This is a genomic window from Arthrobacter sp. 210 2, assembly GCF_059093025.1.
Genome location: NZ_JBNHIE010000002.1, coordinates 50333 through 75276, shown reverse-complemented (window position 1 = coordinate 75276; position 24944 = coordinate 50333). Strand labels below are relative to the sequence as shown.

Here is a 24944-nt window from a genome sequence, read left to right as displayed (position 1 = left end):
GCTGGCCCCGTCCCTTCTGGTAGTGCTGCACGGCGAGTAGTTTGCGCGCGTGATGGTGCTGCGTCAGCTTCTAGCTATACACCGTCCGGAGTAGATCACGCATGATGGAAAGCAAAAGTTCCCTGTGGGCGTAGCTACACGGAGGGGTGGGGCCTGTGCGGTGGTCCTACTGCCGCGGCGGCGCAACGGACTCCCGGATGACCAGCGGACACTCCAGGGTGGTGGTTCCGGCGTCGGGGTCATCGCCGCCGGTTCTGCCTTCGAGGGTGTCGATCAGGTGGTTCACGGCCCAGGCGCCCATTTCGTAGTGGGGCAGCGCCACGGTGGTCAACCCGGGGTGGAGGCTGCCGGCAATCAGGGCCTGGTCGTCGAATCCGACGACCGACAGGTCGCCCGGGACGGACAGCCCCAGCTCGGCTGCCGCTCGGTACGCCCCCATGGCCATGCGGTCGTTGTAGCAAAAAAGGCCCGACGGCGGGTTGCCACCGCTGAGGATCCGGCCGGCTGCCGTATATCCCCCGGCGGCATTGGACGAAACCGCCACAACAGGGGCGGCTTCGCCGTCGAGGCCTGCCCGGGTCAGGGCCTCCCGGAAACCGCGGAGCCGCTGCGAGGTGGAGGGCACGTCCTCCGTGTTGTTAATGAACCCGATGCGCGTGTGGCCGGCGGCGAGAAGGGCATCGACTGCAGCCGTGGCGCCGCCGTGCTCGTCCGGCACAACAGCCGGAAAGCCGCCGTCCGCGGTCACGGCATCCACAAGGACCGCAGGCACCCTGGCGAGGTTGGCGGGCGCCTCAAGGTACCGGTGGTACATGGTGGCGTAGAGGACCGCGTCCACCTGACGTTCCAGTACGGCCTCGACGTCGCTTTCCCGGGACGCCCGGCTCGCCGATCCCGCGGTGTTGATGACCATCAGGGTGTAGCCGCGGGCGCGGGCGGCCTCATCCGCGCCGAGGATGATCCGGCCGGCGTGCGGGGTGGTGGCGACGTCCTCGCTGACCAGCCCGAGCACCCCCGTGCGGCGGCTGCGCAGGGCCTGCGCCACGCGGTTGGGACCGTAGCCCAGCTCCAGGGCCGCGGCCTTCACCTTGCCGCGGGTTTCCGGGCTGATCCGCGCGTAGGAAACGTCGTTCAGGACGTGCGACACGGTGGTGGCGGACACCCCTGCCGCCAATGCCACATCCTTGATGCCGATGTTCCTGTTCAGCCGGCCTTCCCTTTCAACGGCGCGCATCAGAGGGCGCGGAAGGTGGCTTACTCGTAGACGTGCGGCGCGAGGGTGCCCACAAAGTCCAGGTTGCGGTACTTCTCGGCGTAGTCCAGGCCGTAGCCGACAACGAACTCGTTGGGAATGTCGTAACCGACGTACTTGACGTCGATCTCCACCTTGGCGGCCGTGGGCTTGCGGAAGGCGGTGCAGATTTCCACCGACGCGGTGCCGCGGGATTCCAGGTTGGTCTTCAGCCAGGAGAGCGTGAGGCCGGAGTCGATGATGTCCTCGACGATCAGCACGTCCTTGCCCATCAGGTCCGTGTCCAGGTCCTTCAGGATGCGGACCACCCCGGAGGACTGGGTGCCGGAGCCGTAGGAGGAAACAGCCATCCAGTCCATGGAAATGTGGCTGTGCAGCGCACGGGCCAGGTCCGCCATGACCATCACGGCACCCTTGAGCACACCGACAATGAGGATCTCGCGGCCTTCATAGTCCTTGTCGATCTGGGCAGCGAGTTCGGTGATCCGCTGCTGGATCTGTTCCTTGGTGTAGAGAACGTGCTTGAGGTCTGCCTGGACGTCGTTTGAATCCACCAATGGCTCCTGTGTAGATGCGGGGTGCGACTATTTTGTGGGCGGTTTTTGAGGCCGGAACACTAGCTTCCCACAGCGCGGCCCTTCACGGGGAACGGAACCGGGCTTATCCGCCCCGGCGGGCAGGCCGGCTGCAGGGGACGCGCCGAGCTGCGCGAGGGACAGCCGGTACGCGCTCACCCCGCCCGGAAGTTCAACGGGGCCCGCGGAGCCCTGCCGCCTCAGCAGCGCCTCCGCCGCCAAAAGGCGCTTGTAGCTGGGCTGCTGCCCGCCGACGTCGGCCGCTGCCTTGGCGATCACGCGGAACCTGATGGCGGGGGCCAGGGCGCGCAACGCCTCCTCCGGAAGGCTGACTTCCGGCCCGTTCCGTTCGGCCAGGGATGCGAAGGTGGCTTCCGCCACATCCTCGAGGTAGTCGGCGTCCAGCTGGAGAATGGACGCCGTCCGGGCAAGGGATTCGGCGACGCCGGGCCCCAGTTTTTCCTCCAGGTGCGGGAGGACTTCGGTGCGGGTGCGTGACCGGGCAAAGGACGGGTCCGTGTTGGTGGGATCGTGCCAGGGGTCCAGCTCCTCCACCTCGCAGATCTCTTCCGTGTCCGCCCGGCGAAGCCCCAGGAACGGCCGCAGCAGGATGCCCCGGGCTGGCCGCATTCCGGCCAGCGAACGGGTACCCGAGCCTCGTGCCAAACCCAGCAGCACCTGTTCAGCCTGGTCGTCCAGGGTGTGTCCGAGCAGGATGGCCTCCGCGCCCTGGCCGGTCGCGGCCGCCTCCAGCGCTTCATGCCGGGCGTCCCGGGCCGCGGCTTCCGGGCCCATGCCGGTGCCCGCCACGGTTACGGCCCGGATTTCCACAGGGGCCAGCCCGAGGTTCTGCAGCACCTCCGCGGTGTGCGCGGCCACCTGGCCTGAGCCTTCCTGCAGCTGGTGGTCCACCACCACCGCGCCTACCGTTACGGGGTGGCCATCAACATGGCCGCGCCGTGCGAAGTAGGCCGCGACGGCGGCGAGCGCCAGGGAGTCCGGCCCACCGCTGCAGGCCACCAGGACGTGATGCGGATAGCCGGCCTCGGCGAGTGCATTCTGGACCATTTTCCGCGCGGTGCCGACGACGGGCGCCAGCCTCCCGGGCCGCCGCCGGCCGCTGCCGGCCGGGGAAGGAAGGGAAACGCGGGGAACGGCAGGCAACTAAAGGCCCATCCGGTCCAGCCACAGCTTGGCGTCGTGGATCTCCGGTTCGGTGGGCAGGTGGTCAGCGGACTCCCAGACCCTGTTGAAGCCGTCCATTCCCGCAACGTCCACCACGGCGCGGACGAACCGGGCGCCGTCGGAGTACTGGCGCATCTTGGCATCCAGTCCGAGGAGGCTGCGGATGAACTTCTCGATCACGCCGCGGTCCTTGCCGCGGTCGTTGAACCGCTGCCGGATGGTCTTGACGGACGGGACGATGCTGGCGTCCACACCGTCCATCACCACGTTGGCGTGGCCCTCCAGCAGGCTCATGACGGCGGTGAGGTGCGAGATGGCAGCCTTTTCCTCCGGGTCCTGCAGCAGGTCCAGGATGGCGCCGCGGCCAGGGGTGTTTCCGGTGGCGGAGCGGTCCTTGAGAGAGCGGGCTGCGGCGGTTGCCCGCTCCATCAGCGAATCGACGTTGCCCAGCAGGTGTCCGCTCAGGTCGTCGATCTGCTGCAGCATGTGGTGGCGGAGCCAGGGCGCGGCGGCGAACTGCACCCGGTGGGTCTGTTCGTGCAGGCACACCCACAGCCGGAAGTCCTCGGGCGCGACGTTCAGTTCGCGTTCCACGGAGATGATGTTCGGGGCCACGAGCAGGAGCCTGCCCCCCGCGGGCGCGTTGGAGCCCTCGGCCAGCGCGGCGAAGGGATCGTACTGTCCCAGGACCTTGCTGGACAGGAACGCCAGGACGGCGCCCAGCTGGCTGCCGGTGATGGCGCCGCTGACGCCGGCAGCTGCCGGGCTGAGGGATCCGCGGCGGTTTTCCAGCATCTTTTCCATGGCGGGCTTCAGCATCACGGCGAAGCTCTGGGTGTTGGCCTTGGCCCACGAGGCACGGTCCACCACCAGCACGTTGGAGTCGCGGAGGTCCCTGGCAGCTTCCAGCCCGCTGATCTCGTGGACGTGCTCCACTGAGGCGTCCGCGAGCCGGCGCAGGCTGTCCACTGCCTCGCCGATTGCGGCATGGCCCAGATCAGGCCCGGCAGGAGCCAGCCGTGCCGCGGTGGACGCGGCAAGGTCCCAGTTGATCAGGGCCTGGGCCGGGTTGGACAACGTTTGTGCTGACGACTCACCTGCAGTGGACTCCATAAGTCCCATCAGAACACAGCAGGCCGGGGATCGTCCTTAAGTTCGCTCACCGGCGAACCACGGCGGCGGCAACCACGCAGCTAGCGGCAGCCGCAGGCGGCGAGGGCTGTTGCGGCCCGGTCCAGGGCCACCCTGTTGCCCGCGGCACCCGGGGAGAGACCGTTTCCGATGAAGGAGAACACCAGGAGTCGACCGTCCGCATCCACCACGTAACCGCTCAGCGCCAGCACCGTGTTCAAGGTTCCGGTCTTGGCGCGCACCAGCCCGGCGCCGCCCGCCGTCGATTCCTCCCCATATCTCGCGTCCAGGGTGCCTGTCAGGCCGGCAACGGGAAAACCGTCCAGTGCCTCGCGGAGCCTGCTGTCCGTGCCGGACGTGATGGCGCGGACCACCTCAGCGAACTGGCGGGCCGAGACCTGGTTGCCCATGGCCAGCCCGCAGACATCCACAAGTTGCATGGAGTCCGAGGGGATTCCGGCCTCGGCAAGCTGCGCACGGACGGCCGCCGTGGCGCCGTCGTTGCTGCCCGGCTGGCCAGCCGCCACAGCCGTCATCCGGCCTAAAACCTCGGCCAGGTAGTTGTCGGAGACCTGCAGCATCAGGTCAACCTGCTCCGCGACGGTAGCCGACTGCACTTCCGCCAGGACCGGCGGGGCGGCAGCGTCACCTGCGGGCGCGGGTGCACGTTCGACGGCGGCGGCCACGGTGAGTCCCGTGGCGGCACCTGCCTCACGCAGCCGGGCGGCGAATTCCTCCGCTGCCGTGACGGCGGAATCCTGCGGGCGCGGCCCGGTAGTGACGGCAGGATCGAAGCGTGCCGAATGCAGCGCCAGCGGGTACAGCGGGACCACCTCACCGGCAGCCACATCCCCGGCCTGCCATGCCGGATTAAGGGCGGGGCCGGTAAAGAGGGAATCGTCCACCAGGACCTTGATCTCCCCCAATGTTCCGGCAGCCTGCAGCGCCGCGACCGTCCGGGCCGCCAGTGTGGTCAGGCCGCCGTGCCCCATCACCTGTTCACCGGCCGATTCCCCGGCGCCGAGCAGGACGTCGCCGCCGCCCTTCAGGACCACCTGCCCGGCGGCGGGGCCGGCGGTCACGGTGGTGCTGAACCGGCGGTCCGGGCCCAGCGAGCGCAGCGCGGCGACCGCGGTCAGCAGCTTAAGGTTCGACGCCGGCACGCGGCTTTCGGAGCCGCCCCGGTCAAAGAGGACCTGGCCGGTCACCGCATCCTGGACCAGCCCCGTGAAAGTACCGCCGCCGTCGGTCTTCAACACCGGGTCCAGCCGAGCGGTGACCGCCTCCGGCGACGGCATGTCCGCGGAGGCGTCCAGCTGGGCAAGCCCCTCCGGGGCCGACAGTGTGGCCGGAACCTGCTGCCATTCGGGAGCCGGCGGTGCGGGGGCAGGGGGCTCGGGTCCGAGGAAACCGGGGGCCACCAGCAGGGCCGCCGGGACGGCGAGGGCAACCAGGAGCGCGGTGAGCAGGACCGCCGGCCAGGAGCTTTTCACGGCTGCCACCCAGCTGTCCGCAGCCCGCCGGACGCGGTCCATCCAGGCGTCCGTGACGGTTGTTTTGGTCATGCTGGTGCCGGTCCTCAAGTCCTGAAATATCCCCACAAGTTCCTGATTCCAGGGCCTCTCGCTATATCCTCAATAGTAGTCGGCGGCACGGACACTCCTTTTTGTGAGCCCGTCAGATGTGCCGCGCACCCCCTGCAATTGCCGAGGAGCATTCCATGAAGCATGACGTGACCATCGAGATCCCCAAGGGATCACGCGTCAAGTACGAAGTTGACCACGAGACCGGCCGCGTCCGCCTGGACCGCGTCCTCTTCACCTCCATGCAGTACCCCACGCACTACGGGTACTTCGAAAACACCCTCGGCGAAGACGGCGACCCCTTGGATGCACTGGTGCTCCTGCAGGACTTCGACCTGCACCCGGGCGTCATCGTCGAGTCCCGCCCCATCGGCGTTTTCAACATGACGGACGACGGCGGCGGAGACGCCAAGATCCTCTGCGTCCCGGTTGACGCCCGCTTCGACCACATCCAGGAAGTCAGTGACGTCAACGACTTCCTGATCAAGGAAATCGAGCACTTCTTCACCCGCTACAAGGACCTGGAGCCGGGCAAGTGGGTCAAGGCCGAGGGCTGGGGCGACCGCGCCGCCGCCGAAGCCGAACTGGAAGCCTCCATCAAGCGTTACGTGCCCACCGGCCACTAGTCCCCACCGTCTCCCTCACCTCGCTTCGCTCGGTCAGGGAACCCTGACGGCGTGGGCCCAGCCATCGACGCGGGGTCACTCCGCGCCCAATCCGCCGCCGGATTTGGGCCGGAAGTGACCCCGCGTTGCTGTTTAAGGGTTGTGGTTTAAGGTGGGTTCGGTGAACTCCGCACCTGTCTTCAGCCCGCCCTGCGGACCCGTCACCGGGTGGCAGGACGGGGACGTCCTCCGCGCCACCGGCATTCCCTATGCCACGGCCGCCCGGTTCCAGCTGCCCGTCCCGGTGCCGGACTGGAGCCAACCTTTTGTTGCCATCTCGCCCGCACCGGCCTGCCCGCAGGGGCCAGTCCCGTTCCTCGACGACGTCCTGGGCACCCGGTACGGCGAGCTCCCCGGCAGCGAAGACTGCCAGAACCTGTCCATCACCATGCCTGCCGACGTGTCCCCGGATGAACGGCTGCCCGTCATGGTGTGGATCCATGGCGGGTCCTACACCACCGGGTCCGGCGACCTCGCCATCTTCGATCCCGCAGTCCTGGTGGCCGAGAACCGGGTGGTGGTGGTTTCGGTGACCTACCGGCTGGGACTGTTCGGGTTCCTGGCCACGCGCACGGGCCGGCCCGGGAACCTGGGACTGCTGGACCAGCTCGAGGCGTTCCGGTGGGTCCGGCGCAACATCGCAGCGTTTGGCGGTGACCCCGGCCGGGTCACCGCATTTGGGCAGTCCGCCGGCGGTGACGCCATCGCCCACCTGATGGCCACCCCGGAAGCGCCGCAGCTCTTCCAGCGTGCCATCATCCAGAGCGCACCGCTGGGCATTGCACGCGGCCGGGCCAAAATGAACCATGCCATGGGGATCGCCGCGGAGGCCGTCACCGGGGAAACTCCGGCCATGGACGTGGTGGAACGGGAGAACCACGTGGCCCAGGTGGCCCGCAGGTTCGGGATGCTGGCTGCCATGCCGTTCGGGACCCAGTACGGGCATGAACCGCTGCCGGAGGAAGCCGGAATCGAGGAGGCCTGGAACCGCTCAGCTCCCGGGATCGAGGTGCTGATCGGGCACACGTCCGAGGAAGCCCGGCTGTTCCTGCCCCGCAGCCCGCACCTCAGCAGGCTCGGCACGGTGCCGGTGGTGGGTGATGCGGCGCTGCGGGCCATCAACTGGGTTGTCACAGAGACCGTCTACGGCTGGGCTGCGCGGAAGTTCGCCCGCCGGCACACCCGGGCGGGCGGGAATGCGCACCGCTACATCCTGCACTGGCACGCCCCCAGCAACATCTTCGGCGCCGCCCACACCATTGATCTCCCGCTGCTGTTCGGCAACCGGAGCACGTGGGACGGGGTGGGGCTGATCGCCGGCGCCGGCTGGGAGGACGTAAACGCTGTGGGCCGGCAGCTGCGGGCGCTCTGGGCGGGCTTTGCCCGGGGTGAAGACCTTGGTTCGGAGGGCGGGATTCCGGGCGCACTCACCTACAGGTCGGAGCACCGGCCACCCCACCCGCGTCAGCGGCCCCGTGCGCTGGCAACCGTGCTGCGGATGGTTTCCACCAGGATGTCCTGGCGCTGGAAATAGGCGTTGTGGCCGGCGTCCTGGACGACCACGAGGCGCGCACCGGGCACCGTAGCGGCAACATGCTCTGCCCCGCGGCGGATGCGCGGCCTTTCCTCATCCCCGATCAGCAGCGCCAGCGGGCTGGAGATGGATTCCAGTCCCCGCTGGAACGAGTCCACGTCCTGAGGGTCGGCGCTGAGGAACTCGCCCTGGCTCTGTTCCAGGCTCCGCGGGTGGCGTGCCGCTTCTATGGCGGCAGCGGTGGACCGGACCCGGATGTAGCGGGCGTAGTCCAGCGGGTTTTCCGCGATCCACCGCTCGGTGAAGGAATTTCCCACGCCCAGCCAGATCCGTTCGTCTGCATCAAGCGAGCTGAAGACCTCGAACTTCTCCGGCACACCAGGTTGTCCCGGAGGCGGCACCACCAGCGGCCAGCCCATGCCGCAGACCACCAGGGCAGCGGCACCGCCGGGGTTTCGGACGGCCCAGCGGAGCGTGGTCATGCCGCCCATGGATTGCCCCACGATGACAGGGTTTTCCAGGCCGAGGGAGTCAAGAAAGTGTTCAAGTTCTGCGGCCCGGTCAACCAGCGGGCCCTGCCGCGGGGAGTTCGAGGACCAGCCATGGTCGTAGGTGTCGTAGGACAGGACCCGGAAGTCCTGCTCGAGTTCGCGGATGATCGGCTCCCAGCAGGCTGCCGCGGAGGCGTGGCCGTGCAGGAGCACCACCGGCTGGCCCTTGCCTGAGTCCGTGTAGTGGATGTCGTTGCCGAGTACATCAAGCCATGGCATGAAGATGATCCTTTCGGGCCCGGTCAGCCGGATGGCCCACCAGGCACCAGCCTTTCAGAACCGGGACAGGGCGTCATCCGGCGTCCACTGCGGCAGCGGGGTTCCCGGAGGTAAAGTCTGGTCACGTGAAAACGCTCGGAGTGGATCTGGCAGCGGCCACGAAGAAGACCGCGGCGGCGGTCATCGAGTGGTCCCCGGGTTCTGCACGGCTGGTGCACCTGTCCCTGGACGTGGACGACCGGGAGATCGTGGAGCTGTTCGGTGCCAGCGACATGACCGGCGTCGATTGTCCTGTGGGCTGGCCGGACGCACTCATTCCGTTCCTCACCGGACACCTCGCCCTCGACCCGGCGCCGGTGCTGGAGCATGACGGGATAGCGGGCTGGCGGCTGTTGGCGTACCGCGACACGGACCGGTTCGTGACGGGACAGACAGGCCTGATCCCGCTCAGCGTCTCGGCAGACCGGCTTGCGCATCCGGCCATGCGGTGCGCGGTGATCCAGGCAAAAATCGCCGCGCTGCACGGGCCCCAGGCCCGCGACGGCTCAGGCCAACTGGCTGAGGTCTACCCGGCCGCGTCGCTGAAAGTCTGGGGGCTCAACGGGCGCGGCTACAAGGGCCGCGCCGAGACAGAACGCCTTGGCCTCCTGCTTGACAGCCTCACGGCGCAGGCGCCGTGGCTGGACCTGGCCGGGTACGGGAACAAACTGGCCGGATCGGACGACCTGTTTGACGCCGTCGTCGCTTCCCTTACCGCCCGCGCGGTGGCCCGCCGGCTGACCCTGGTGCCGGACCGGGCCCACGCGGCCGCCGCCCGCACGGAGGGCTGGATCCACCTGCCCTCCGCGGGACTCGACGCGCTGGTCGAATAGGACGGCGCTGCTCCGCTAGCGATCCCGCGTCGTTGTCGCTCCGTGATGGGAGAAAGTATGCCCTCGCCTCACCGGAGCTCTGGCTTGGGCTATGGGTTTGGGTTGATCATGGTGGTGTCTGCCACGGTGGACGCCGGTTTGCCTATGGTGCTGTAGTTGAGCCTGCCCGCTAGCGTGGCGCGGAGGACTTCCACGGGAACCGTGGATTGTTGCGTTTGAAGCACGAGTGTTAGATTCCTGAATTTCCCTGTCCTCCCCGCGGCAGACGCCAACAAAGCCGAATCGGGGTGTCAGGAGGAACAGCGATGGATATCGTGCATGAACGGGCTGCCGGTTTGGACATTTCCAAACGCGACGCGAAGGTCTGTCTCCGGCTGCCAGGCCACCGGGCCGGGACCTTTACCTCCACGGTCACCACCTGGGGTGCGACCACTGGGCAGATCCTTGCGCTGCGGGACGTTTTGGAACGCGAGCACGTGACTACGGTGGTGATGGAAGCAACGAGCGATTACTGGAAGCCCTTCTTCTACCTGATGGAGGACACCTTGCCGGTGATCCTGGTCAACGCCAAGGCCGCGCGGAACATCCCGGGCCGTAAAACCGACGTTTCCGACGCCGCCTGGCTCGCCCAACTCGGCGCACACGGGCTGCTCCGGCCCTCGTTCGTCCCGCCCGAACCAATCCGTGAATTGCGGGACCTGACCAGGGCACGCTCCATCGCCACCCGGGACCGGACCCGGGAGATCCAGCGGCTGGAGAAGTTCCTCGAAGGCTCGGGGATCAAACTCTCCTCAGTAGTCTCGGACCTGACCGGGGTCTCCTCCCGGGCGATGCTCGAAGCCCTCATCAACGGTGAACGGGACCCGGAGGTCCTCGCAGGCCTCGCCAAAGGGACCCTCCGCTCCAAAATTCCCGAGCTCGTGAACGCGCTGACCGGCCGGTTCAAGGCCCACCATGCCTTTATGGCCCGGCTTCACCTGGACCAGATCGACGCCCAGTCCCGCATCATCGACGCGCTCACTGGGCGGATCGAGGAAGCGATGGAACCCTTTCGTGCCGCCAGGGAATTCCTGGCCACCATCCCCGGAGTCTCCCTCAAAGTCGCCGACGTGATCATCGCCGAAACCGGGGCGGACATGTCACGCTTCGAAACCCCGGGCCGGCTCGCGTCCTGGACCGGCGTCTGTCCCGGATCCAACGAATCCGCCGGTCGGATTAAATCCGCGCATATCCTGCCCGGCAACAAATATCTCAAGGCAGCCCTGGGCACCGCAGCGTTGTCTGCTTCCCGGAGCAAGGACACCTACCTGGCCGCTAAATTCCGACGCATCTCAGCACGGCGCGGACCCATGAAAGCCATCGTCGCGATCGAACACTCCATCCTCACCGCAGCCTGGCACCTGCTCGCCGACGGCGAATGCTATGCCGACCCCGGCACGGACCACTTCACCCGGCTGGACCCGATCAAAGCCAAAAACAACGCCATCAAAAAACTCAACAGCCTCGGCTTCGACGTCACCATCACACCAGCCACCGCAGCCTAACCCACCCTACTTTCGTATTAGGAAAGCTGCCAGTTCCGGATCCCCTCCGGGTCCTCGCCGTCCGTCCGGGTGTGGTCAAAGGCCCGCATGCGGCGGTCCTGGAGGTCCTGCCGCAGGAGCGAGTGCTTCTCAGCCAGCCCGGGCACGCGGTCGATGGCGTCGATGGCCAGCTGGAAGCGGTCGATGCCGTTCAGCATGGCCATGTCGAAGGGCGTGGTGGTGGTGCCCTCTTCCTTGTAGCCGCGCACGTGCAGGCCTTCCTGGTTGCTGCGCCGGTAGGCCAGCCGGTGGATCAGGGCGGGATAGCCGTGGTAGGCGAAGATGATCGGCTTGTCCCTTGTGAAGATCCCGTCAAAGTCGCGGGCCGGGAGTCCGTGCGGGTGCTCGCTTTCGTCCTGCAGCCTCATCAGGTCCACCACGTTGACCACCCGGACTTTCAGCCCCGGCGCACCTTCCCGCAGGAGTTCCGCGGCGGCCACGGTCTCCACGGTGGGTACGTCGCCGGCGCAGGCCAGCACGACGTCGGGCTCCTCGCCGGGCACCTCGGACCCGGCGAAGGTCCAGATCCCCAGCCCGCGCCGGCAGTGGTTCGCGGCGTCCGCCGGCCCCAGCCAGGTGGGTGAAGGCTGCTTCCCGCTGACCACGATGTTGACGTAGTCCGTGGACTCCAGGCAGTGCTCCATCACGGACAGCAGCGTGTTGGCGTCCGGCGGCAGGTACACCCGGATGACCTCCGCCTTCTTGTTCACGGCATGGTCGATGAACCCGGGATCCTGGTGTGAGAACCCGTTGTGGTCCTGCTGCCACACGTGCGAGGACAGCAGGTAGTTCAGCGAAGCCACGGGCTGGCGCCACGGCAGGGTGCGGTGCACCTTCAGCCACTTGGCGTGCTGGTTGAACATGGAATCGACAATGTGGATGAAGGCCTCGTAGCAGCTGAAGACGCCGTGCCGGCCGGTGAGGAGGTAGCCTTCCAGCCAGCCCTGGCACAGGTGCTCGCTCAGCACCTCCATGACCCTGCCGGACCGCCCAAGGTGCTCGTCGACGTCGTCAATCCGGTACTGCCACACCTTGTCGGTGACCTCGTAGACGTTCTGCAGCCGGTTGGACGCCGTCTCGTCGGGGCCGAAAAGCCGGAAGGTTTCCTTGTTCAGCGAGATGACGTCCCGCATCCAGGAGCCCAGCGTGATCATGGGGCTGACCCGTTCGGTTCCCGGCTGGGCAACCTCGACGGCGTGGTCCCGGTAGGCGGGCAGCTTCAGGGCGCGCCGGAGCAGGCCGCCGTTCGCGTGCGGCGTGGCGCTCATCCGGAAGGCCCCCGTGGGGGCACCCTCGGCGACGTCGGGCCGGAGCCGGCCGTCGCCGTCGAACAGTTCTTCCGGCCGGTAGGACTGCAGCCACTCCTCAAGCTGGCCCAGGTGCCCACTGTTGGTGCGGACCTCGGAGAGCGGGACCTGGTGGCTGCGCCACGTGCCCTCCACCTGCAGCCCGTCCACGTAGCGCGGCCCGGTCCAGCCCTTCGGCGAGCGCAGGACGATCATGGGCCAGCGCGGCGCGCCGTCTTCCCCTGCGTCCGGATCGGCCGAGGGTGACCGGTGCACGTCCTGGATGGCACGGATGTCCGCGAGGCACCGGTCCAGCGCCTCGGCGAAGTCCCGGTGCGCCTTTTCCGTGGCGGCCGGATCGTCCACCGTGACGAAGTACGGCTCGTGGCCGTAGCCCCGCAGCAGCTGTTCCAGCTGCTGTTCGGGCATCCGCGCAAGGACCGTGGGGTTGGCAATTTTGTAGCCATTGAGGTGCAGGATGGGCAGCACGGCGCCGTCGGCCGCGGGGTCCAGGAAGTTGTGGGAGTGCCAGCTGGCGGCCAGCGGTCCGGTCTCCGCCTCGCCGTCGCCAATGACGACGGCGGTGACCAGCTGGGGATTGTCGAACACCGATCCGTAGGCGTGCGCCAGGGAGTACCCGAGTTCGCCGCCCTCGCTGATGGAGCCGGGGCTCTCCGGGGCGGCATGGCTGGGGATTCCGCCGGGGTAGGAGAACTGGCGGAAGAGCTCGGCCAGGCCCGCTTCGTCGTTGCTCACGTGGGCATAGATCTCCGAGTAGGTGCCTTCCAGCCAGGCATTGGCGACGACGGCGGGCCCGCCATGGCCGGGACCGGCCACGAAGAGCATCTCGGTGGAGTCGCGGCGGATGACGCGGTTCAGGTGGGCGTAGACGAAGTTCAGCCCCGGGGTGGTCCCCCAGTGGCCCAGCAGGCGGGACTTGGTGTGCTCAGCCTTGAGCGGTTCGCGCAGCAGGGGGTTGGCCCGGAGGTAGATCTGGCCCACCGAAAGGTAGTTGGCTGCCCGCCACCAGCGGTCGACGAGTTCGAGTTCTTCCTGCCCCATGCTGCCGGCCATAACCATCCTCACGTCGGGTGCGCCGCCCGTCGGCGGCCGTCCCTCCATCGCAACAGATGGACCGGGCTGAGGCAACCTCTGCCCATGCTTTGCTGCCACCATCTCCGATTTGACCAGCCGTAATACAGAGATTCCCTGATTCCTGCTTCCGGGTAGTGTGTACCCAGAATGTTCACGCTGACAATCAATCAAACGGACGTCCGGCGCGATGGGGACCGGGTACCGCAGTTGCTCAAGGACCTGCGGCACATCCCCGCGCGCCTGGACTTCGACCGCTCGGTGGAGGATGAAGTCCAGGGCATTGTTGACTCTCCGAACCAGGCGGTGGATGCCGCATTGATCGCGCTGCGCAGCGGTTCCTGGTATGTGGGGATCGGCGTTGGCCCTGTCAGCGAGCCGCTTCCCAACCAGATCAAGGATGCCTCCGGCCACGGCCTGGTCTATGCCCGGCGTGCAGTGGACCGGCTGCGCAGCAGCAAGGAGCGGGTTCCGGTGGCCGTGGAAGGGCCGCTGGCGGATATTGCCCATGACGCCGAGGCCGTGCTGCGGCTCCTGGGGCATATTGTCCGCGACCGGTCCGAGGCGGAGTGGCGCGTGCTTGACCTGCTGACGCCCGGCGTGCGCGGGCAGCAGAAAGCCGTGGCGCAGGAGCTGGGCATCACCACCCAGGCTGTCAGCAAAGCGGTGGCGCGGGCGCAGTGGAACGAGGAACACGCCGCCCGTCCCGCGGCAGCCAGGCTGCTGGGCTTGATCCTCGAGGTGCGCTAAGGCGTTACCCCGGCGCCTTGCAGTGTCCTGCGGAGGATCATGGGGATGACGCCGAGCAGTACTGGGTCAGGACTGACCCCGGTCGACTCAGCTATGGGTCGTGATAAGCCGTATGTTCGCGTCAGCCCTGGGTGGCAGCCAGAACTGGTTCGCCGTTGAAGTATTCGAGCTGCCAGCCTTCGATGGCGTGGTGGTGCGCCAGGTTAAGGACGGCGTTGTCCACGCTCGTCAGCGTGCGGCCGATGGCGCGGCTCAGGCTCACGCGGAGCAGGGTGCCGTGCGTAACCACCAGGAGCCGCTGGCCGCGGAACTCCTCGGCCAGGGCCTCCAGCGCAGCGAGTCCCCGCTCGGCTGCCTCGTCCTCGCTCTCGGCGCCCTGGAAACCGCCGGGGACGCGCAGCGCGTCCAGTTCGGGTCCGGCCTGCATCCCCTCCGCCGGCCCGAAGCTGCGCTCGGTGAGTTCCGGAACGCGGCGCACCACTTCCAGCCCGAGCCCTTCGGCAATCAGGTCTGCGGTTTCGGCCGCCCGGCTCAACGGCGAGGAGACGATCGCGTCCCATTCGTACGGGGCAAGGACGGCGACGGCGTCACGCGCCTGGCCGCGGCCGACGTCGTTCAGTGGGATATCAGTTGATCCCTGCAGCCGGCGCTCGGCATTCCAGTCGGTCTGGCCGTGGCGGACGAGGGCGAACGTCGTAAGGGTCATGACTTCTATTCTGCCTTGACTGCAACTGAGCTCTGGCACCGGAGTCTGCCGCGATGGCTGCGTCTGGCCATCAGCTGAGGGCCAGGACGAGGTAAAGCACGGCCAGGACCAGCGCGACGGGCGTCATGACCAGGCGCTCCGGCTTGCTCCTGGAGATGGCGTTCATGATGATGCCGAACGCGAAGTACCCGGTCAGCACCCAGATGATGACGGCTGCGGCGGACTCGCCGCCCAGCGGCGGCACCGTACCGGCCCTGCCGAGCGCCGCATATCCGAAAAGCGCATAGAGGACAATGGAAACGGCACTGCCGATCCGCAACCTGGGCGGCAGCACGTCATGTTGCCCTCCCCAGGCGAGCCTGCCGAGCGGGGCACCGGCAATTAGGGCGGCCTGGAAGACGGCCAGGCCGGCCAAAACCACGCAGGCAGCAAGCGCTGCCAGCTGGACCCAAACCATGCGGACCCTGGTCCTGCGCTACAGCAGGCTGCGCAGCACGTGGGCGGCGCCGTCGTCGAACACGGAGTGGGTAACCTCGTCCGCGGCGGCGATCACTTCCTCCGGAGCCTGGCCCATGGCCACTCCCCGCCCCGCCCATCCGAGCATCTCGATGTCGTTGCGGCCGTCGCCGATGGCCACCGTCCGGTCGGGGTCGATGCCCAGCTGGAGGCGGAGGTTTTCCAGCGCACTGGCCTTGGTGACGCCGGCTGCAGCGATGTCCAGCCACGCGGTCCAGCCCACCGAGTACGTGACGCCGGCGAGGCCCACATGCTCAATCGCCTCGTTGAACTCCTCGGGGGTGTTTTCGGTGCTGAACACCACCACGCGGACGGCCGTGGCCTCAAGCATGGTGTGGAAGTCGACGCCCACGGCCTCGACCCCGAAGCTCGGGTCCTGGAAGCGCTCGGTGGAGAGGAAGTTGCCATCCTCATCCTCCAGCGCGTACTTTGCGGCGGGCAGCCTCTCTCGAAGGGCCCGGAGCGCGGGGGCAGGATCAAAGGTGGCCTTGTGGATGACCTCGTAGCCATTGTCCAGCTCGGGGTGCAGCCGCAGGGTCACGCCGCCGTTGCAGCACACCGCGTACCCGCGCTCAATCCCGATGTTCTCGATGACGGGAAGCGTGGCGTTGAGCGACCGGCCGGTGGCGATCATGACCTCATGCCCGGCGGCCACCACAGCCTGCGCGGCTTCCCGCACGCCCGGCGACATGTGGCCGTCGTGGTCCACGAGCGTGCCGTCCACGTCCAGGGCGACCATCAGCTTCAGGCCATTGTTGTCGTTTTCGTTCTCTCGCCGGTCATCGTTGCCGGCGACTGAGGTTTCAGTCAGCGTTGTCATTCACATAGTGAACCAGACGTCTCTGAAGGACGCTAGGACGCGCGCCACAGAGTTATTGAACCGAAAGTGAACATCCCGTGCCGACAGTTCCGTTTTCCCGGCCCACGCTGAGCGCACGCGGCTTCTGGTCCTAAGCTTGTTCGCGAAACCGAGCCTTCACGGTCCGGATCCGCGGACTAGCTTCTGAACTGTGGGCGCAAGCCAACCGCCAGAAGCTTGCGCCTCAGCCGTTCCGGGTTTTCCACATCCGCCCAACCCCACCGCACGAAGCCGAGGCCAAGCCCCCGGATCCGGTCCTCACGAAGCTTTTCACGGTACACAGCCTCCTCCGCCGACGTGTCACCACGGACGGCCGCGTCAAGGTACTTAGCCTTCCCATCGAATTCACCCACAACGCGCTGTTGCGGCCACCAGCAGTCCGCCCTGCCGATGAAGCCGTCCCGGTCATGGAAAACCTGCTGCAGCACAGGTTGGTCAAATCCCAGGAGCTCAAAGGCGGCGCGGCTGTAGGACTCCCCGACTGATTCCGCCAAGGGACTGGCCAGGGCAGCCACCCGAGCCGCCCTTCGCTGTGCGGAGGCATGGGGGTGGGCTGAAATGCCGTCCACAAGCTCGCTTACTGCCAACAAGTTGGAGTCGGCGGATAGCATGCCTTGCCGGTGGAGTCGTGCAGCCAGTCCGTCTGCTACGACCAAAGCCTCACTGAGTTTCCCGGTGACCATGAGGTCGAGGGTCGTCTGGACGGGGCTGGTGCACCGGAACTCACCATGGACCTCGGTCTTTATGCCGGGCTTCAGGCAGTATCGCAAGGGATACGAGCGTTTCGCCCGGACCTGCCGGGCTGCGTCGTCCTCACCCAGAACCGTGAGGGGAGACCGCCTTACTCCGCTCCGGCCGGATAGCGTGGTTGCCAGTTCCACGCATGGAGGTGTCCTCAACGTGGGCAATCCGATGGCCACGGCTGCGGTTTCCCCGCACAAAACAGCGTCCTTGACCGACCTGGCCACTGCCGCCGTCGACCAGGCAAAACGCTCAGACGGCCGGGCCCGTAGCCAGTCCACGGTGCGGACGTAGAAACCGCGGCGAATCCGCACCAGCCTTCCCGCCAGGAATTCGCGGTGAATAGCGTCGGTGGACCCGTGGGTCCTCACGATGGCGGCGGAATCGATGAGCCCGGGCAGAATCTCCATGCCCCAAGGCTGGCCGGAAGGGACTGCGGAGTCAGCATGGGCCGGCGCCTATGTGGACAAAGCGGGGCGCGGGAGGCTGCCCGGACCCCTCCCCCGTCCGGTCCTAAGCTTGTTCGCGAATCCGAGCCTTCAAGGTCCGGATTCGCGAACAAGCTTAGGAGAGCCGGCCAAAGGAGGCGCGGCGGGAAACTACAGGACCGGGAGGACCTCGAGGCCGCCCAGGTACTTCTGCAGGGCCTTGGGCACGTTCACCGAGCCGTCGGCGTTCTGGTGGTGCTCGAGGAGCGCCACGATCCAGCGGGTGGTGGCAAGGGTGCCGTTCAGCGTGGCCACTGCCCGGGTGCCTTTGGCCACGCCCTCCGAGTTCACCGCACGCTCACGGATGTTCAGCCGGCGGGCCTGGAACGTGGTGCAGTTCGAGGTGGACGTCAGCTCGCGGTAGGCGCCTTGGGTGGGAACCCATGCCTCGCAGTCGTACTTCCGGGCCGCGGAGGTGCCGAGGTCGCCGGCGGCGGTGTCGATCACGCGGTACGGCAGCTCGCACTTCGCCAGCATTTCCTCTTCCCAGGCCAGCAGGCGCTGGTGCTCGGCCGCGGCTTCTTCAACGGTGGTGTAGATGAACATCTCCACCTTGTTGAACTGGTGCACACGGATGATGCCGCGGGTGTCCTTGCCGTGCGAGCCGGCTTCACGCCGGTAGCAGGAGCTCTGGCCGGCGTACCGGATGGGACCCTTGGAGAAGTCGAGGATTTCGTCGGCGTGGTACCCGGCAAGTGCCACCTCGGAGGTGCCCACCAGGTAAAGGTCGTCTTCGGCGAGACGGTAGATTTCGGCGTCGTGCTTTACATCGAAGCCGGTGCCCTGCATCGTCTCCGGACGCACCAGGGTGGGGGTGATCATCGGGATAAAGCCTGCCTCGATGGCCTGGTCCATCGCCATCTGCAGCAGTGCCATCTCCAGCCGGGCCCCGACGCCGCGGAGGAAGTAGAAGCGGGCGCCGGACACCTTGGCGCCGCGCTCCATGTCGATGGCGCCGATCAGCTCGCCGATTTCCAGGTGGTCCTTCGGCTCAAAGTCCCGGAATTCGCGCGGCGTCCCGACGGTCTTGACCACCACGTAGTCGTCCTCGCCGCCCTCGGGAACACCGTCCTCGATGAGGTTCGGGATGGTGCGCAGCAGCTCTTCCTGCTTGGTCTGCGCAGCGTCGGCTTCGGCGGACGCCGCCTTGACCGAGTTGGCCAGCTCCTTGACCTCGGCGAGCAGTGCCTGCTTCTCCTCGCCCTTGGCCTGCGCCACCTTTTTGCCGAAGGCGTTCTGCTCGGCCCGGAGGTTTTCGAAGCGGATCAGCGCTGCCCGGCGGGCGGAATCCGCGGAAATGATCGCGTCCACCACTGATTCGTCCGCGCCGCGGGCGCGCTGGCTGGCACGGAACTTGTCCGGGTTTTCGCTGAGGTCTTTTACGTCGATCACCCCATAAGGGTATCCAATACCTCGCACGACGACGGGCGGGCCCCGGGCGTGCCGGATCGGCATCCGCCGCCGGGCTACTGTTGAAGCACCATGAGCGACCTGATTCTCTACCTGCTGATTGCGGTGGCGCTTGCCTTCGCCATCTCCAGCTGGTGGGGCGTGCGCAAGCTCAAGGCCCTGCATATCCGCAGCGCGGTGGGCGGGGACGCGCACGAGTCGGGACTCAGCCAGCAGCGCGTCGCCGTGATCCTGAACCCCATCAAGACGCGCTCCGGTGAGGCGAGGGCAGACATCCAGCGCGCCTGCGTCACGGCGGGCTGGGATGAGCCCGTCTTTTTTGAAACCACTGCCGAGGACCCCGGCTTCGGCCAGGTGCAGGCCGCGCTGGCGCACAAGCCCGACGTCGTCCTGGTGGGCGGCGGCGACGGTACAGTGCGGGTGGTGGCCGAGTCCCTCGCCCACACGGGCGTGGCCATGGGCCTGATTCCGCTGGGGACCGGCAACCTCCTGGCGCGGAACGTGGACCTGGACGTCAACGACCTGCACGCCAACGTCCAGACGGCGCTCTTCGGCCGGCAGCGTTTTATCGATACCGCCCGGATGGCGATAGAGAACTCCCGCACCGGACATTCCTCGGAGCATGTTTTCCTGGTCATCGCCGGCATCGGCATGGACGCCGAGGTGCTGGCAGATACAAACGCCGGCCTGAAAAAAGCCGTGGGCTGGCTCGCCTACACCGAGGCCGGAATGCGGCACCTTCCCGGCCGGCGGAAGAAGATCTCCATCTCGCTGGACGGCAGCCCCGAACAGGCCCGGAACATCCGCAGCGTCCTTTTCGCCAACTGCGGCCTGGTGCCCGGCGGCATCGACTTCATCCCGCAGGCCATGATCGACGACGGCATGCTGGACGTGGTGGTGATGAGCCCGCGCAGCGCCCTGGGCTGGCTGCTGATGTACGTCAAGATCCTGTTCAAGCACAGCGGAAAGCTGCCCATCATGACTGTGTACCGGTCCGGCAGGATCGTCATCAAATGCCCTGAACCGATGCCCACACAGCTCGATGGCGACACGTCAGGCGAGGCCACCCGGCTGACAGTCCAGGTGGATCCCCGGTCGCTGCTGGTTCGGGTGAGAAGTCAGGTTTAGGACGGGCTGGCGTTGTTCGATAAGGGGCAGCTGGCAGAGCACGGAGCCTGTCAGGCGTGGGCTTCCTTCGCAGCCTGGGCTGCGGCCTTGGCGGCAGCGCGGGCTTCGGACTGCTCACGGATCATTGCCTGTTCCTCTTCGAAGCGCAGGCGGTCAGCACGGTCTGCGTCGTCGCCGTCCCAGTCCTGGTTGTCGGCAGTGGGCCGGGGGTTGACGATCATCCCCTGGCCATCGTTGTCTGTGCTGCTGGTAGTCATGACCCGCTCCCTTCGTTAGGGGCCATCCCCCATGTGGATCAAGTAAGCATACGCACTTGTCCACAGCCCCGGAAGTACCCGCGACGGCATTTGCCTACGCTGTGGGCGAAGCGGCGGAAACGTTTTCTGCAGGTGAAGACCCGCGCTGCAGGATGGATGCCACCCAGGACTTTGCCGCCGCAAAGGCCTCATCGGACGTGTGGGCTTCCACCGCTGTTTCCTGCATGTCCGCCCGGGGATATGAGCCCAGGAAGCGGGTATTGGGGCTGATCCGGTGAAGGCCGGCCAATGCATCCGCCACGCGCGCATCGCCCGCATGGCCGTCGGCGTCGATGCTGAAAAAGTAGTGGCCGAGGTACTGCCCGGTGGGGCGTGATTCGATGCGGCTCAGGTTCACGCCGCGGCTGGCGAACTGGTCGAGGATTTCCATGAGGGCGCCCGGCCGGTCCTCCGGGAGTGGAACCACCACGGTGGTCTTGTCCGCGCCTGTCCGCTCCGGCAGCCTGCCCGGGCGGCTTACCAGGATGAAGCGCGTCACCGCGCCCGGGTTGTCGCCGATGTTCTCCGCGATAACGGAGAGACCGGGCTGCTCCCGGGCCACGAGCGGCGCGCAGATGGCGGCGTCGTAGTGGCAGTCTTCATCCAGCAGGCCCATGGCTGACGCGGCGGTGGAGGATCCTGGAACGTATTCCGCAGCGGGAATATTCCTGTCCATCCACAGCCGGCATTGTGCCCAGGCATGCCCGTGGGTGGACACCCTCCGCACGTCTGCCAACTCCACACCGGGCCGGGCCGCCAGGACGAAGCTAATCGGAACCAGGACCTCGCGGATGATCCGCAGTTCCTGCCCGTTGGCGATCGCGTCGAGAGTGGCGGTGACGCCGCCCTCCACGGAGTTCTCGATGGGGACCATTGCCGCGTCAGCCGCACCGTGCCGGACCAGGTCCAGGGCCGCGTTGACGTTCGACGCCGGGATGCGGGTGGTCTGGGCAGCGTCCGGCACCTGCATCAGGGCGGCTTCGGTAAAGGTTCCCTCGGGGCCCAGGAAGGCGTAGGTGACGGCGGAGCCGGGCATCAGAGGACGATCGGCTTGAGACCGTTGTCCGAGACCAGCGGCTTGCCCAGCTCCAGCCACTGGTCCATGCCGCCGGCCACGTTGATCGCGGTGTATCCCTGGCCGTTGAGCCACTGCGCGACGCGGAAGGAGCGGCCCCCGGTGCGGCAGATGATGTAGAGGTCCTCGTCCGGATCAAGTTCGTCCAGGCGCGCCGGGATCTGGTCCATCGGAATGTGGACGGCATCTTCGGCGTGCCCGGCCACCCATTCGTAGTCCTCCCGGACGTCCACAATTACGGCGTCGGAAGGGATGTCCTGGACGGGAACGGTATCGAAATCACTCATGGGAAGTCCTGTCGTGGCGGATCGGATGCACCGTTAAGCCTAGTGCTTCCACCGCGGGCGGGTCCGGCAGCCAGGCAAGTTAGGCTTCTAGGAAACCCTGAGGAGGACGCGTGCCCGCAGAGCAGCCCACCATCCTGGCCACCTCGGGCGGCCTCAAGCCAGGCGCCCGGACGCGGCTGGAGTTTGACCTGCTCCTGCATCACGCCGTGGAGCTATCCGGCGTCAGCGGGCGCACCCCGAGAGTGGCCCACCTCGGCACAGCCGGCGGCGACCAGCGCGCGTTCAACGCGGAGCTGGATGAGGCAGCGCGCCTCGCTGGGATCCAGTTCAGCCACCTGAACCTGTTCACCATGCCCAACCACCCGGACCCGGCAGCGCATCTCCTGGAGCAGGACGTGGTCTGGGTCAGCGGCGGTTCGGTGGTGAACCTTCTGGCGGTGTGGCGCGCCCACGGGCTGGATAGCATCCTGCGCACCGCGTGGCAGGAGGGAGTGGTCCTGGCCGGAGTGTCCGCAGGTTCCATCTGCTGGTTCCAGGGCGGCACCACTGATTCTTTCGGACCGGAACTGCGCGCCGTGGGCAATGGCCTGGCGCTGCTGCCGTACGCCAACGGTGTGCACTACGATTCGGAAGCACGCCGGCGGCCCCTGGTCCAGCGGCTCGTTGCGGACGGAACCCTCGGGGAAACGCATTGTACGGACGACGGCGTGGGGCTGGTTTACCGCGGGACCTCGCTTGTGGAGGCCGTGTCCGAGGTCCGGGGCAAGGGCGCGTACAGGGTCACCCGCGGAGAAGGCGGGGACGTGCTCGAGGAGATGGTGGAGCCGCGGTACCTTGGCTGAGCTTCACGAGCTGTCGGCCGTCGCGCTGAGGGACGCCCTGCATTCAGGGGAAGTCTCTGCAAAGGACGCCGCCGCCCACTTCCTGGCAAGGGTGGAGCAGCACAATCCGCTGCTGGGCGCATTCGTCACCGTCACAGCGGAACACGCCATGCGGCAGGCTCTGGCGGCAGATGCCCGGCGTTCCCAGACACCCGCCAACGCACTGCCCGTCCTGCACGGCATGCCGCTGGCCTTCAAGGACCTCACGGATGTGGCCGGGGTGGTGACCACCCACGGCAGCGCTGCCCTGGACCACAAGCCGGCGCCCGCGGACGCCCCGCTGGTAGCGCACCTGAAGGAGGCCGGTGCGATCTCCCTGGGAAAGACCCAGGTTCCCGAATTCGGCCTGACGGCCTATAGCGAAAACCGCATCGCACCGCCGTCGCGCAATCCCCATGCTTTGAGCCGGAGCTCCGGCGGTTCCTCGGGCGGGAGTGCGGCAGCGGTGGCGGCCAACCTGCTTCCCTTCGCCCCGGGCACCGACGGCGGCGGTTCAGTCCGGATTCCGGCGGCCGCCTGCGGACTGGTCGGGTTGAAGCCGGGCCGGGGCCTGGTGCCTGCCGGGGAAAGCCAGGGCGACCCCGCCAGGCTGGTGGTGGCCGGCCCGCTGGCCCGGAGCGCCGCCGACGCCGCGCTCATGATGGATGCCCTTGTCCCGGGCGCCGCATTTTTGGAGGTGCTGGCGCAGGAGCCCCCGCGGCTGCGGATCGGCGTCACGCTGGACAGCCCATGGTCCGGAACGTTCCCGTTCACCGCGGAGCCGGAAGCGCTGGAGGCGCTTGAGGCCGGCGAGAAGCTGCTGGAGCACGCAGGGCACAGCGTCACCGAGGCAAGCATCCGCTACGACAACCGGTACCCGGACGCCTTCACCACGGCCTGGACCGCCGGCGTGGGCGCCGCCAGGATCAGCCCCCAGCGGGAAGCGCTGCTGGCCCCGCTGACCCGCACCTTCCGCCGTCGCGCCCAGCAGCGCAGCCCGGCCAAACTGGCCGAAGCGCTCGCGTTCCTGCGGCAGTTCCAGCAGGACACCGTGACGCAATATGCACAGTGGGACCTGCTCCTGATGCCTGCACTGGCACAGACCCCACGCCCGGTGGGCTGGTTCACCGGGACGGCACACGGCGATGAACGCTGGCCTGCAACGCAGTGGCCGGGGGATGCCGACGGCGACTACCGGAAACAGTGCGAATACGCGCCGTGGTCGTCCATGGTCAACGTCTGCGGCCTTCCCGCGATAACCGTTCCGGTGCACTGGACAGGCAACGCGCCGGGCACCCGGCTCCCGATGGGGATCCAGCTGGTGGGACCGATGGGCTCGGAGGCCCTCCTGCTGCGGGTGGCCCACCAGCTGGGATTCTAGCGGGACGGTAGTTGACCTGCGCCTAACGCCCCTTTAACCCTCCCGTAACCTGGCGGGAGCAGACTCTTATCAGCGCCCTTCCGCATCCTCCACCTGGCCAAAGCTCAACGAGGAGTTGCCCATTATGAACGCTGAATTCCCGAGTGCTGCCACTGGACAAGCCGGCGTGGGTGAAGACTTCCGGCCGGACCTCAGCAATGCCACCGTCCGGGAAGACCTGGCAAAAACCGGCCGCTGCGCAATGGTGCACCTTCCCACCGGCAGGACCTGCCTCCGTCCCCTCCGCCACCTTGGCCCCTGCGATTTCCACGGGCCCGAAGAGGCCGAGACGGTCGCCGCCACGGCCCAATAACCGTGGCCCGAGGGCCCGGCAGCGCAGCAGCCTCGCAGCCTCGCAGCCTCGCAGCCTCGACAGCAAGGGTGCGGCACCGGGTAGTGCCGGATTGCCTGCAGGGTGTCGACTCTTGGGCACATCGGGAGGACGATTAAGGGGCAGTCACGATAAGGAGGTCTGCGATGTGCTATTCATCCAGCAAGGACTTCGGGTGGGGCGTTAAGAAGGAAACCCACCGCCAGCCTGAAGCCAAGCAGGAAACCCCGGCGGAAACTCCGGAGCAGGAAGTCAAGGCACAGGACTACACGTTCTGGGCCTTCCCTAACTGGCGCAGGACGCCACGGCCCAGCACCCCCTCCGGGGAACGGAGCAAGGAAAGGGTATGACACAGTGCCGGTTTAACACTGTGCCGGTCTGACGAAATGCCGGTCCGGCACAGTGCCGGTTTGACAGTGCCGACGTCCTCGGAAGGGCCTCCCCAAGGGTCCCTTCCGTTGCGTCCGGGCGTGGCCAGACCAGGCCGGGCTTGGCCAGGCCGGGCTTGGCCAGGCCGGGCTTGGCCAGGCCGGGCCCGGAGCCTTCCGC

At 67.3% G+C, this 24944-nt stretch carries 25 protein-coding genes; 10 read left to right on the top strand and 15 right to left on the bottom strand.

Annotated elements, in window-relative coordinates; genetic code table 11:
• Positions 1–166: 166 nt before the first annotated feature.
• From AC5RWA_RS04770 to dacB, 5 genes are all read right to left on the bottom strand, one after another.
• Positions 167–1234, bottom strand: coding sequence for a LacI family DNA-binding transcriptional regulator (locus tag AC5RWA_RS04770; protein WP_494056755.1), 1068 nt, complete (start codon positions 1232–1234; stop codon positions 167–169).
• A gap of 20 nt (positions 1235–1254) precedes the next feature.
• A complete protein-coding gene (gene hpt, locus AC5RWA_RS04765; protein WP_041651844.1) occupies positions 1255–1806 on the bottom strand; it encodes a hypoxanthine phosphoribosyltransferase in 552 nt (183 codons plus the stop codon).
• 30 nt (positions 1807–1836) lie between these two features.
• Positions 1837–2895: a tRNA lysidine(34) synthetase TilS gene (gene tilS, locus AC5RWA_RS04760; RefSeq protein WP_494056754.1), complete on the bottom strand. Its 1059-nt coding sequence runs from the start codon at positions 2893–2895 to the stop codon at positions 1837–1839.
• Positions 2896–2991: 96 nt separating this feature from the next.
• The gene (locus AC5RWA_RS04755; RefSeq protein ID WP_494057070.1) at positions 2992–4125 is read right to left on the bottom strand and encodes a zinc-dependent metalloprotease; all 1134 of its coding nucleotides are present in this window, start codon (positions 4123–4125) and stop codon (positions 2992–2994) included.
• An 80-nt stretch (positions 4126–4205) separates the two neighbouring features.
• Positions 4206–5708, bottom strand: a complete 1503-nt coding sequence (dacB, locus tag AC5RWA_RS04750) for a D-alanyl-D-alanine carboxypeptidase/D-alanyl-D-alanine endopeptidase (RefSeq protein WP_494056753.1) — start codon at positions 5706–5708, stop codon at positions 4206–4208.
• A gap of 155 nt (positions 5709–5863) precedes the next feature.
• Here dacB and AC5RWA_RS04745 point away from each other — a divergent pair, with 155 nt between their 5' ends.
• Together AC5RWA_RS04745 and AC5RWA_RS04740 are read left to right on the top strand one after the other, a co-directional pair.
• Positions 5864–6352: an inorganic diphosphatase gene (locus AC5RWA_RS04745; protein WP_079596875.1), complete on the top strand. Its 489-nt coding sequence runs from the start codon at positions 5864–5866 to the stop codon at positions 6350–6352.
• Positions 6353–6512: 160 nt separating this feature from the next.
• Positions 6513–7925 (top strand): carboxylesterase family protein, encoded by a 1413-nt coding sequence (locus AC5RWA_RS04740; RefSeq protein WP_494056752.1) that lies wholly within the window; start codon positions 6513–6515, stop codon positions 7923–7925.
• Here the strand turns inward: AC5RWA_RS04740 and AC5RWA_RS04735 are convergent.
• Positions 7856–8695 carry an alpha/beta fold hydrolase gene (locus AC5RWA_RS04735; RefSeq protein ID WP_494056751.1) on the bottom strand — a complete coding sequence of 280 codons (840 nt, stop codon included), beginning with the start codon at positions 8693–8695 and terminating at the stop codon, positions 7856–7858. The two genes, AC5RWA_RS04740 and AC5RWA_RS04735, sit on opposite strands and share 70 nt — an antisense overlap.
• A 125-nt stretch (positions 8696–8820) precedes the next feature.
• On the opposite strand from AC5RWA_RS04735, the gene AC5RWA_RS04730 reads away from it, so the two are divergent.
• Both AC5RWA_RS04730 and AC5RWA_RS04725 read left to right on the top strand, forming a co-directional pair.
• Entirely contained in the window at positions 8821–9567 is a 747-nt protein-coding gene (locus AC5RWA_RS04730; protein ID WP_494056750.1) for a DUF429 domain-containing protein, read from the top strand.
• A 305-nt stretch (positions 9568–9872) separates the two neighbouring features.
• Positions 9873–11111: an IS110 family RNA-guided transposase gene (locus tag AC5RWA_RS04725; protein WP_115525910.1), complete on the top strand. Its 1239-nt coding sequence runs from the start codon at positions 9873–9875 to the stop codon at positions 11109–11111.
• Positions 11112–11128: 17 nt separating this feature from the next.
• On the opposite strand, the gene AC5RWA_RS04720 is transcribed toward AC5RWA_RS04725, so the two are convergent.
• Positions 11129–13510: a phosphoketolase family protein gene (locus AC5RWA_RS04720; RefSeq protein WP_494056749.1), complete on the bottom strand. Its 2382-nt coding sequence runs from the start codon at positions 13508–13510 to the stop codon at positions 11129–11131.
• Positions 13511–13678: 168 nt separating this feature from the next.
• On the opposite strand from AC5RWA_RS04720, the gene AC5RWA_RS04715 reads away from it, so the two are divergent.
• Positions 13679–14278 carry a hypothetical protein gene (locus tag AC5RWA_RS04715; protein ID WP_275730574.1) on the top strand — a complete coding sequence of 200 codons (600 nt, stop codon included), beginning with the start codon at positions 13679–13681 and terminating at the stop codon, positions 14276–14278.
• 121 nt (positions 14279–14399) lie between these two features.
• Here AC5RWA_RS04715 and AC5RWA_RS04710 read toward each other — a convergent pair whose 3' ends face one another.
• The 5 genes from AC5RWA_RS04710 to serS all read right to left on the bottom strand — a co-directional run bounded on the left by AC5RWA_RS04710 (position 14400) and on the right by serS (position 18980).
• Positions 14400–14984, bottom strand: coding sequence for a histidine phosphatase family protein (locus AC5RWA_RS04710; RefSeq protein WP_079596882.1), 585 nt, complete (start codon positions 14982–14984; stop codon positions 14400–14402).
• Positions 14985–15054: 70 nt separating this feature from the next.
• Positions 15055–15441, bottom strand: a complete 387-nt coding sequence (locus tag AC5RWA_RS04705; RefSeq protein WP_494056748.1) for a hypothetical protein — start codon at positions 15439–15441, stop codon at positions 15055–15057.
• Positions 15442–15459: 18 nt separating this feature from the next.
• Positions 15460–16320 (bottom strand): HAD family hydrolase, encoded by an 861-nt coding sequence (locus tag AC5RWA_RS04700; RefSeq protein ID WP_494056747.1) that lies wholly within the window; start codon positions 16318–16320, stop codon positions 15460–15462.
• 176 nt (positions 16321–16496) lie between these two features.
• On the bottom strand, positions 16497–17510 hold the full coding sequence (locus AC5RWA_RS04695) for a hypothetical protein (RefSeq protein ID WP_494056746.1): 1014 nt from the start codon (positions 17508–17510) through the stop codon (positions 16497–16499).
• 189 nt (positions 17511–17699) lie between these two features.
• Positions 17700–18980 (bottom strand): serine--tRNA ligase, encoded by a 1281-nt coding sequence (serS, locus tag AC5RWA_RS04690; protein ID WP_494056745.1) that lies wholly within the window; start codon positions 18978–18980, stop codon positions 17700–17702.
• Between the two features lie 90 nt (positions 18981–19070).
• Here serS and AC5RWA_RS04685 point away from each other — a divergent pair, with 90 nt between their 5' ends.
• Entirely contained in the window at positions 19071–20126 is a 1056-nt protein-coding gene (locus tag AC5RWA_RS04685; RefSeq protein ID WP_079596885.1) for a diacylglycerol/lipid kinase family protein, read from the top strand.
• A gap of 50 nt (positions 20127–20176) precedes the next feature.
• Here AC5RWA_RS04685 and AC5RWA_RS04680 read toward each other — a convergent pair whose 3' ends face one another.
• From AC5RWA_RS04680 to AC5RWA_RS04670, 3 genes are all read right to left on the bottom strand, one after another.
• A complete protein-coding gene (locus AC5RWA_RS04680; RefSeq protein WP_079596886.1) occupies positions 20177–20383 on the bottom strand; it encodes a hypothetical protein in 207 nt (68 codons plus the stop codon).
• Between the two features lie 94 nt (positions 20384–20477).
• Complete coding sequence (pheA, locus tag AC5RWA_RS04675) at positions 20478–21458, bottom strand: prephenate dehydratase (protein ID WP_494056744.1); 981 nt, start codon at positions 21456–21458, stop codon at positions 20478–20480.
• Complete coding sequence (locus AC5RWA_RS04670) at positions 21458–21784, bottom strand: rhodanese-like domain-containing protein (RefSeq protein WP_115524722.1); 327 nt, start codon at positions 21782–21784, stop codon at positions 21458–21460. The genes pheA and AC5RWA_RS04670 overlap by 1 nt, the downstream gene beginning before the upstream one ends.
• Before the next feature lie 110 nt (positions 21785–21894).
• On the opposite strand from AC5RWA_RS04670, the gene AC5RWA_RS04665 reads away from it, so the two are divergent.
• The 4 genes from AC5RWA_RS04665 (at position 21895) to AC5RWA_RS04650 (ending at position 24745) form a co-directional block, all read left to right on the top strand.
• Complete coding sequence (locus tag AC5RWA_RS04665) at positions 21895–22626, top strand: Type 1 glutamine amidotransferase-like domain-containing protein (RefSeq protein WP_494056743.1); 732 nt, start codon at positions 21895–21897, stop codon at positions 22624–22626.
• Positions 22619–24025, top strand: coding sequence for an amidase (locus AC5RWA_RS04660; protein ID WP_494056742.1), 1407 nt, complete (start codon positions 22619–22621; stop codon positions 24023–24025). Before AC5RWA_RS04665 ends, AC5RWA_RS04660 begins: the two co-directional genes overlap by 8 nt.
• Before the next feature lie 124 nt (positions 24026–24149).
• On the top strand, positions 24150–24377 hold the full coding sequence (locus tag AC5RWA_RS04655) for a hypothetical protein (RefSeq protein ID WP_494056741.1): 228 nt from the start codon (positions 24150–24152) through the stop codon (positions 24375–24377).
• 164 nt (positions 24378–24541) lie between these two features.
• Positions 24542–24745: a hypothetical protein gene (locus AC5RWA_RS04650; protein ID WP_115524725.1), complete on the top strand. Its 204-nt coding sequence runs from the start codon at positions 24542–24544 to the stop codon at positions 24743–24745.
• Positions 24746–24944: the final 199 nt, after the last annotated feature.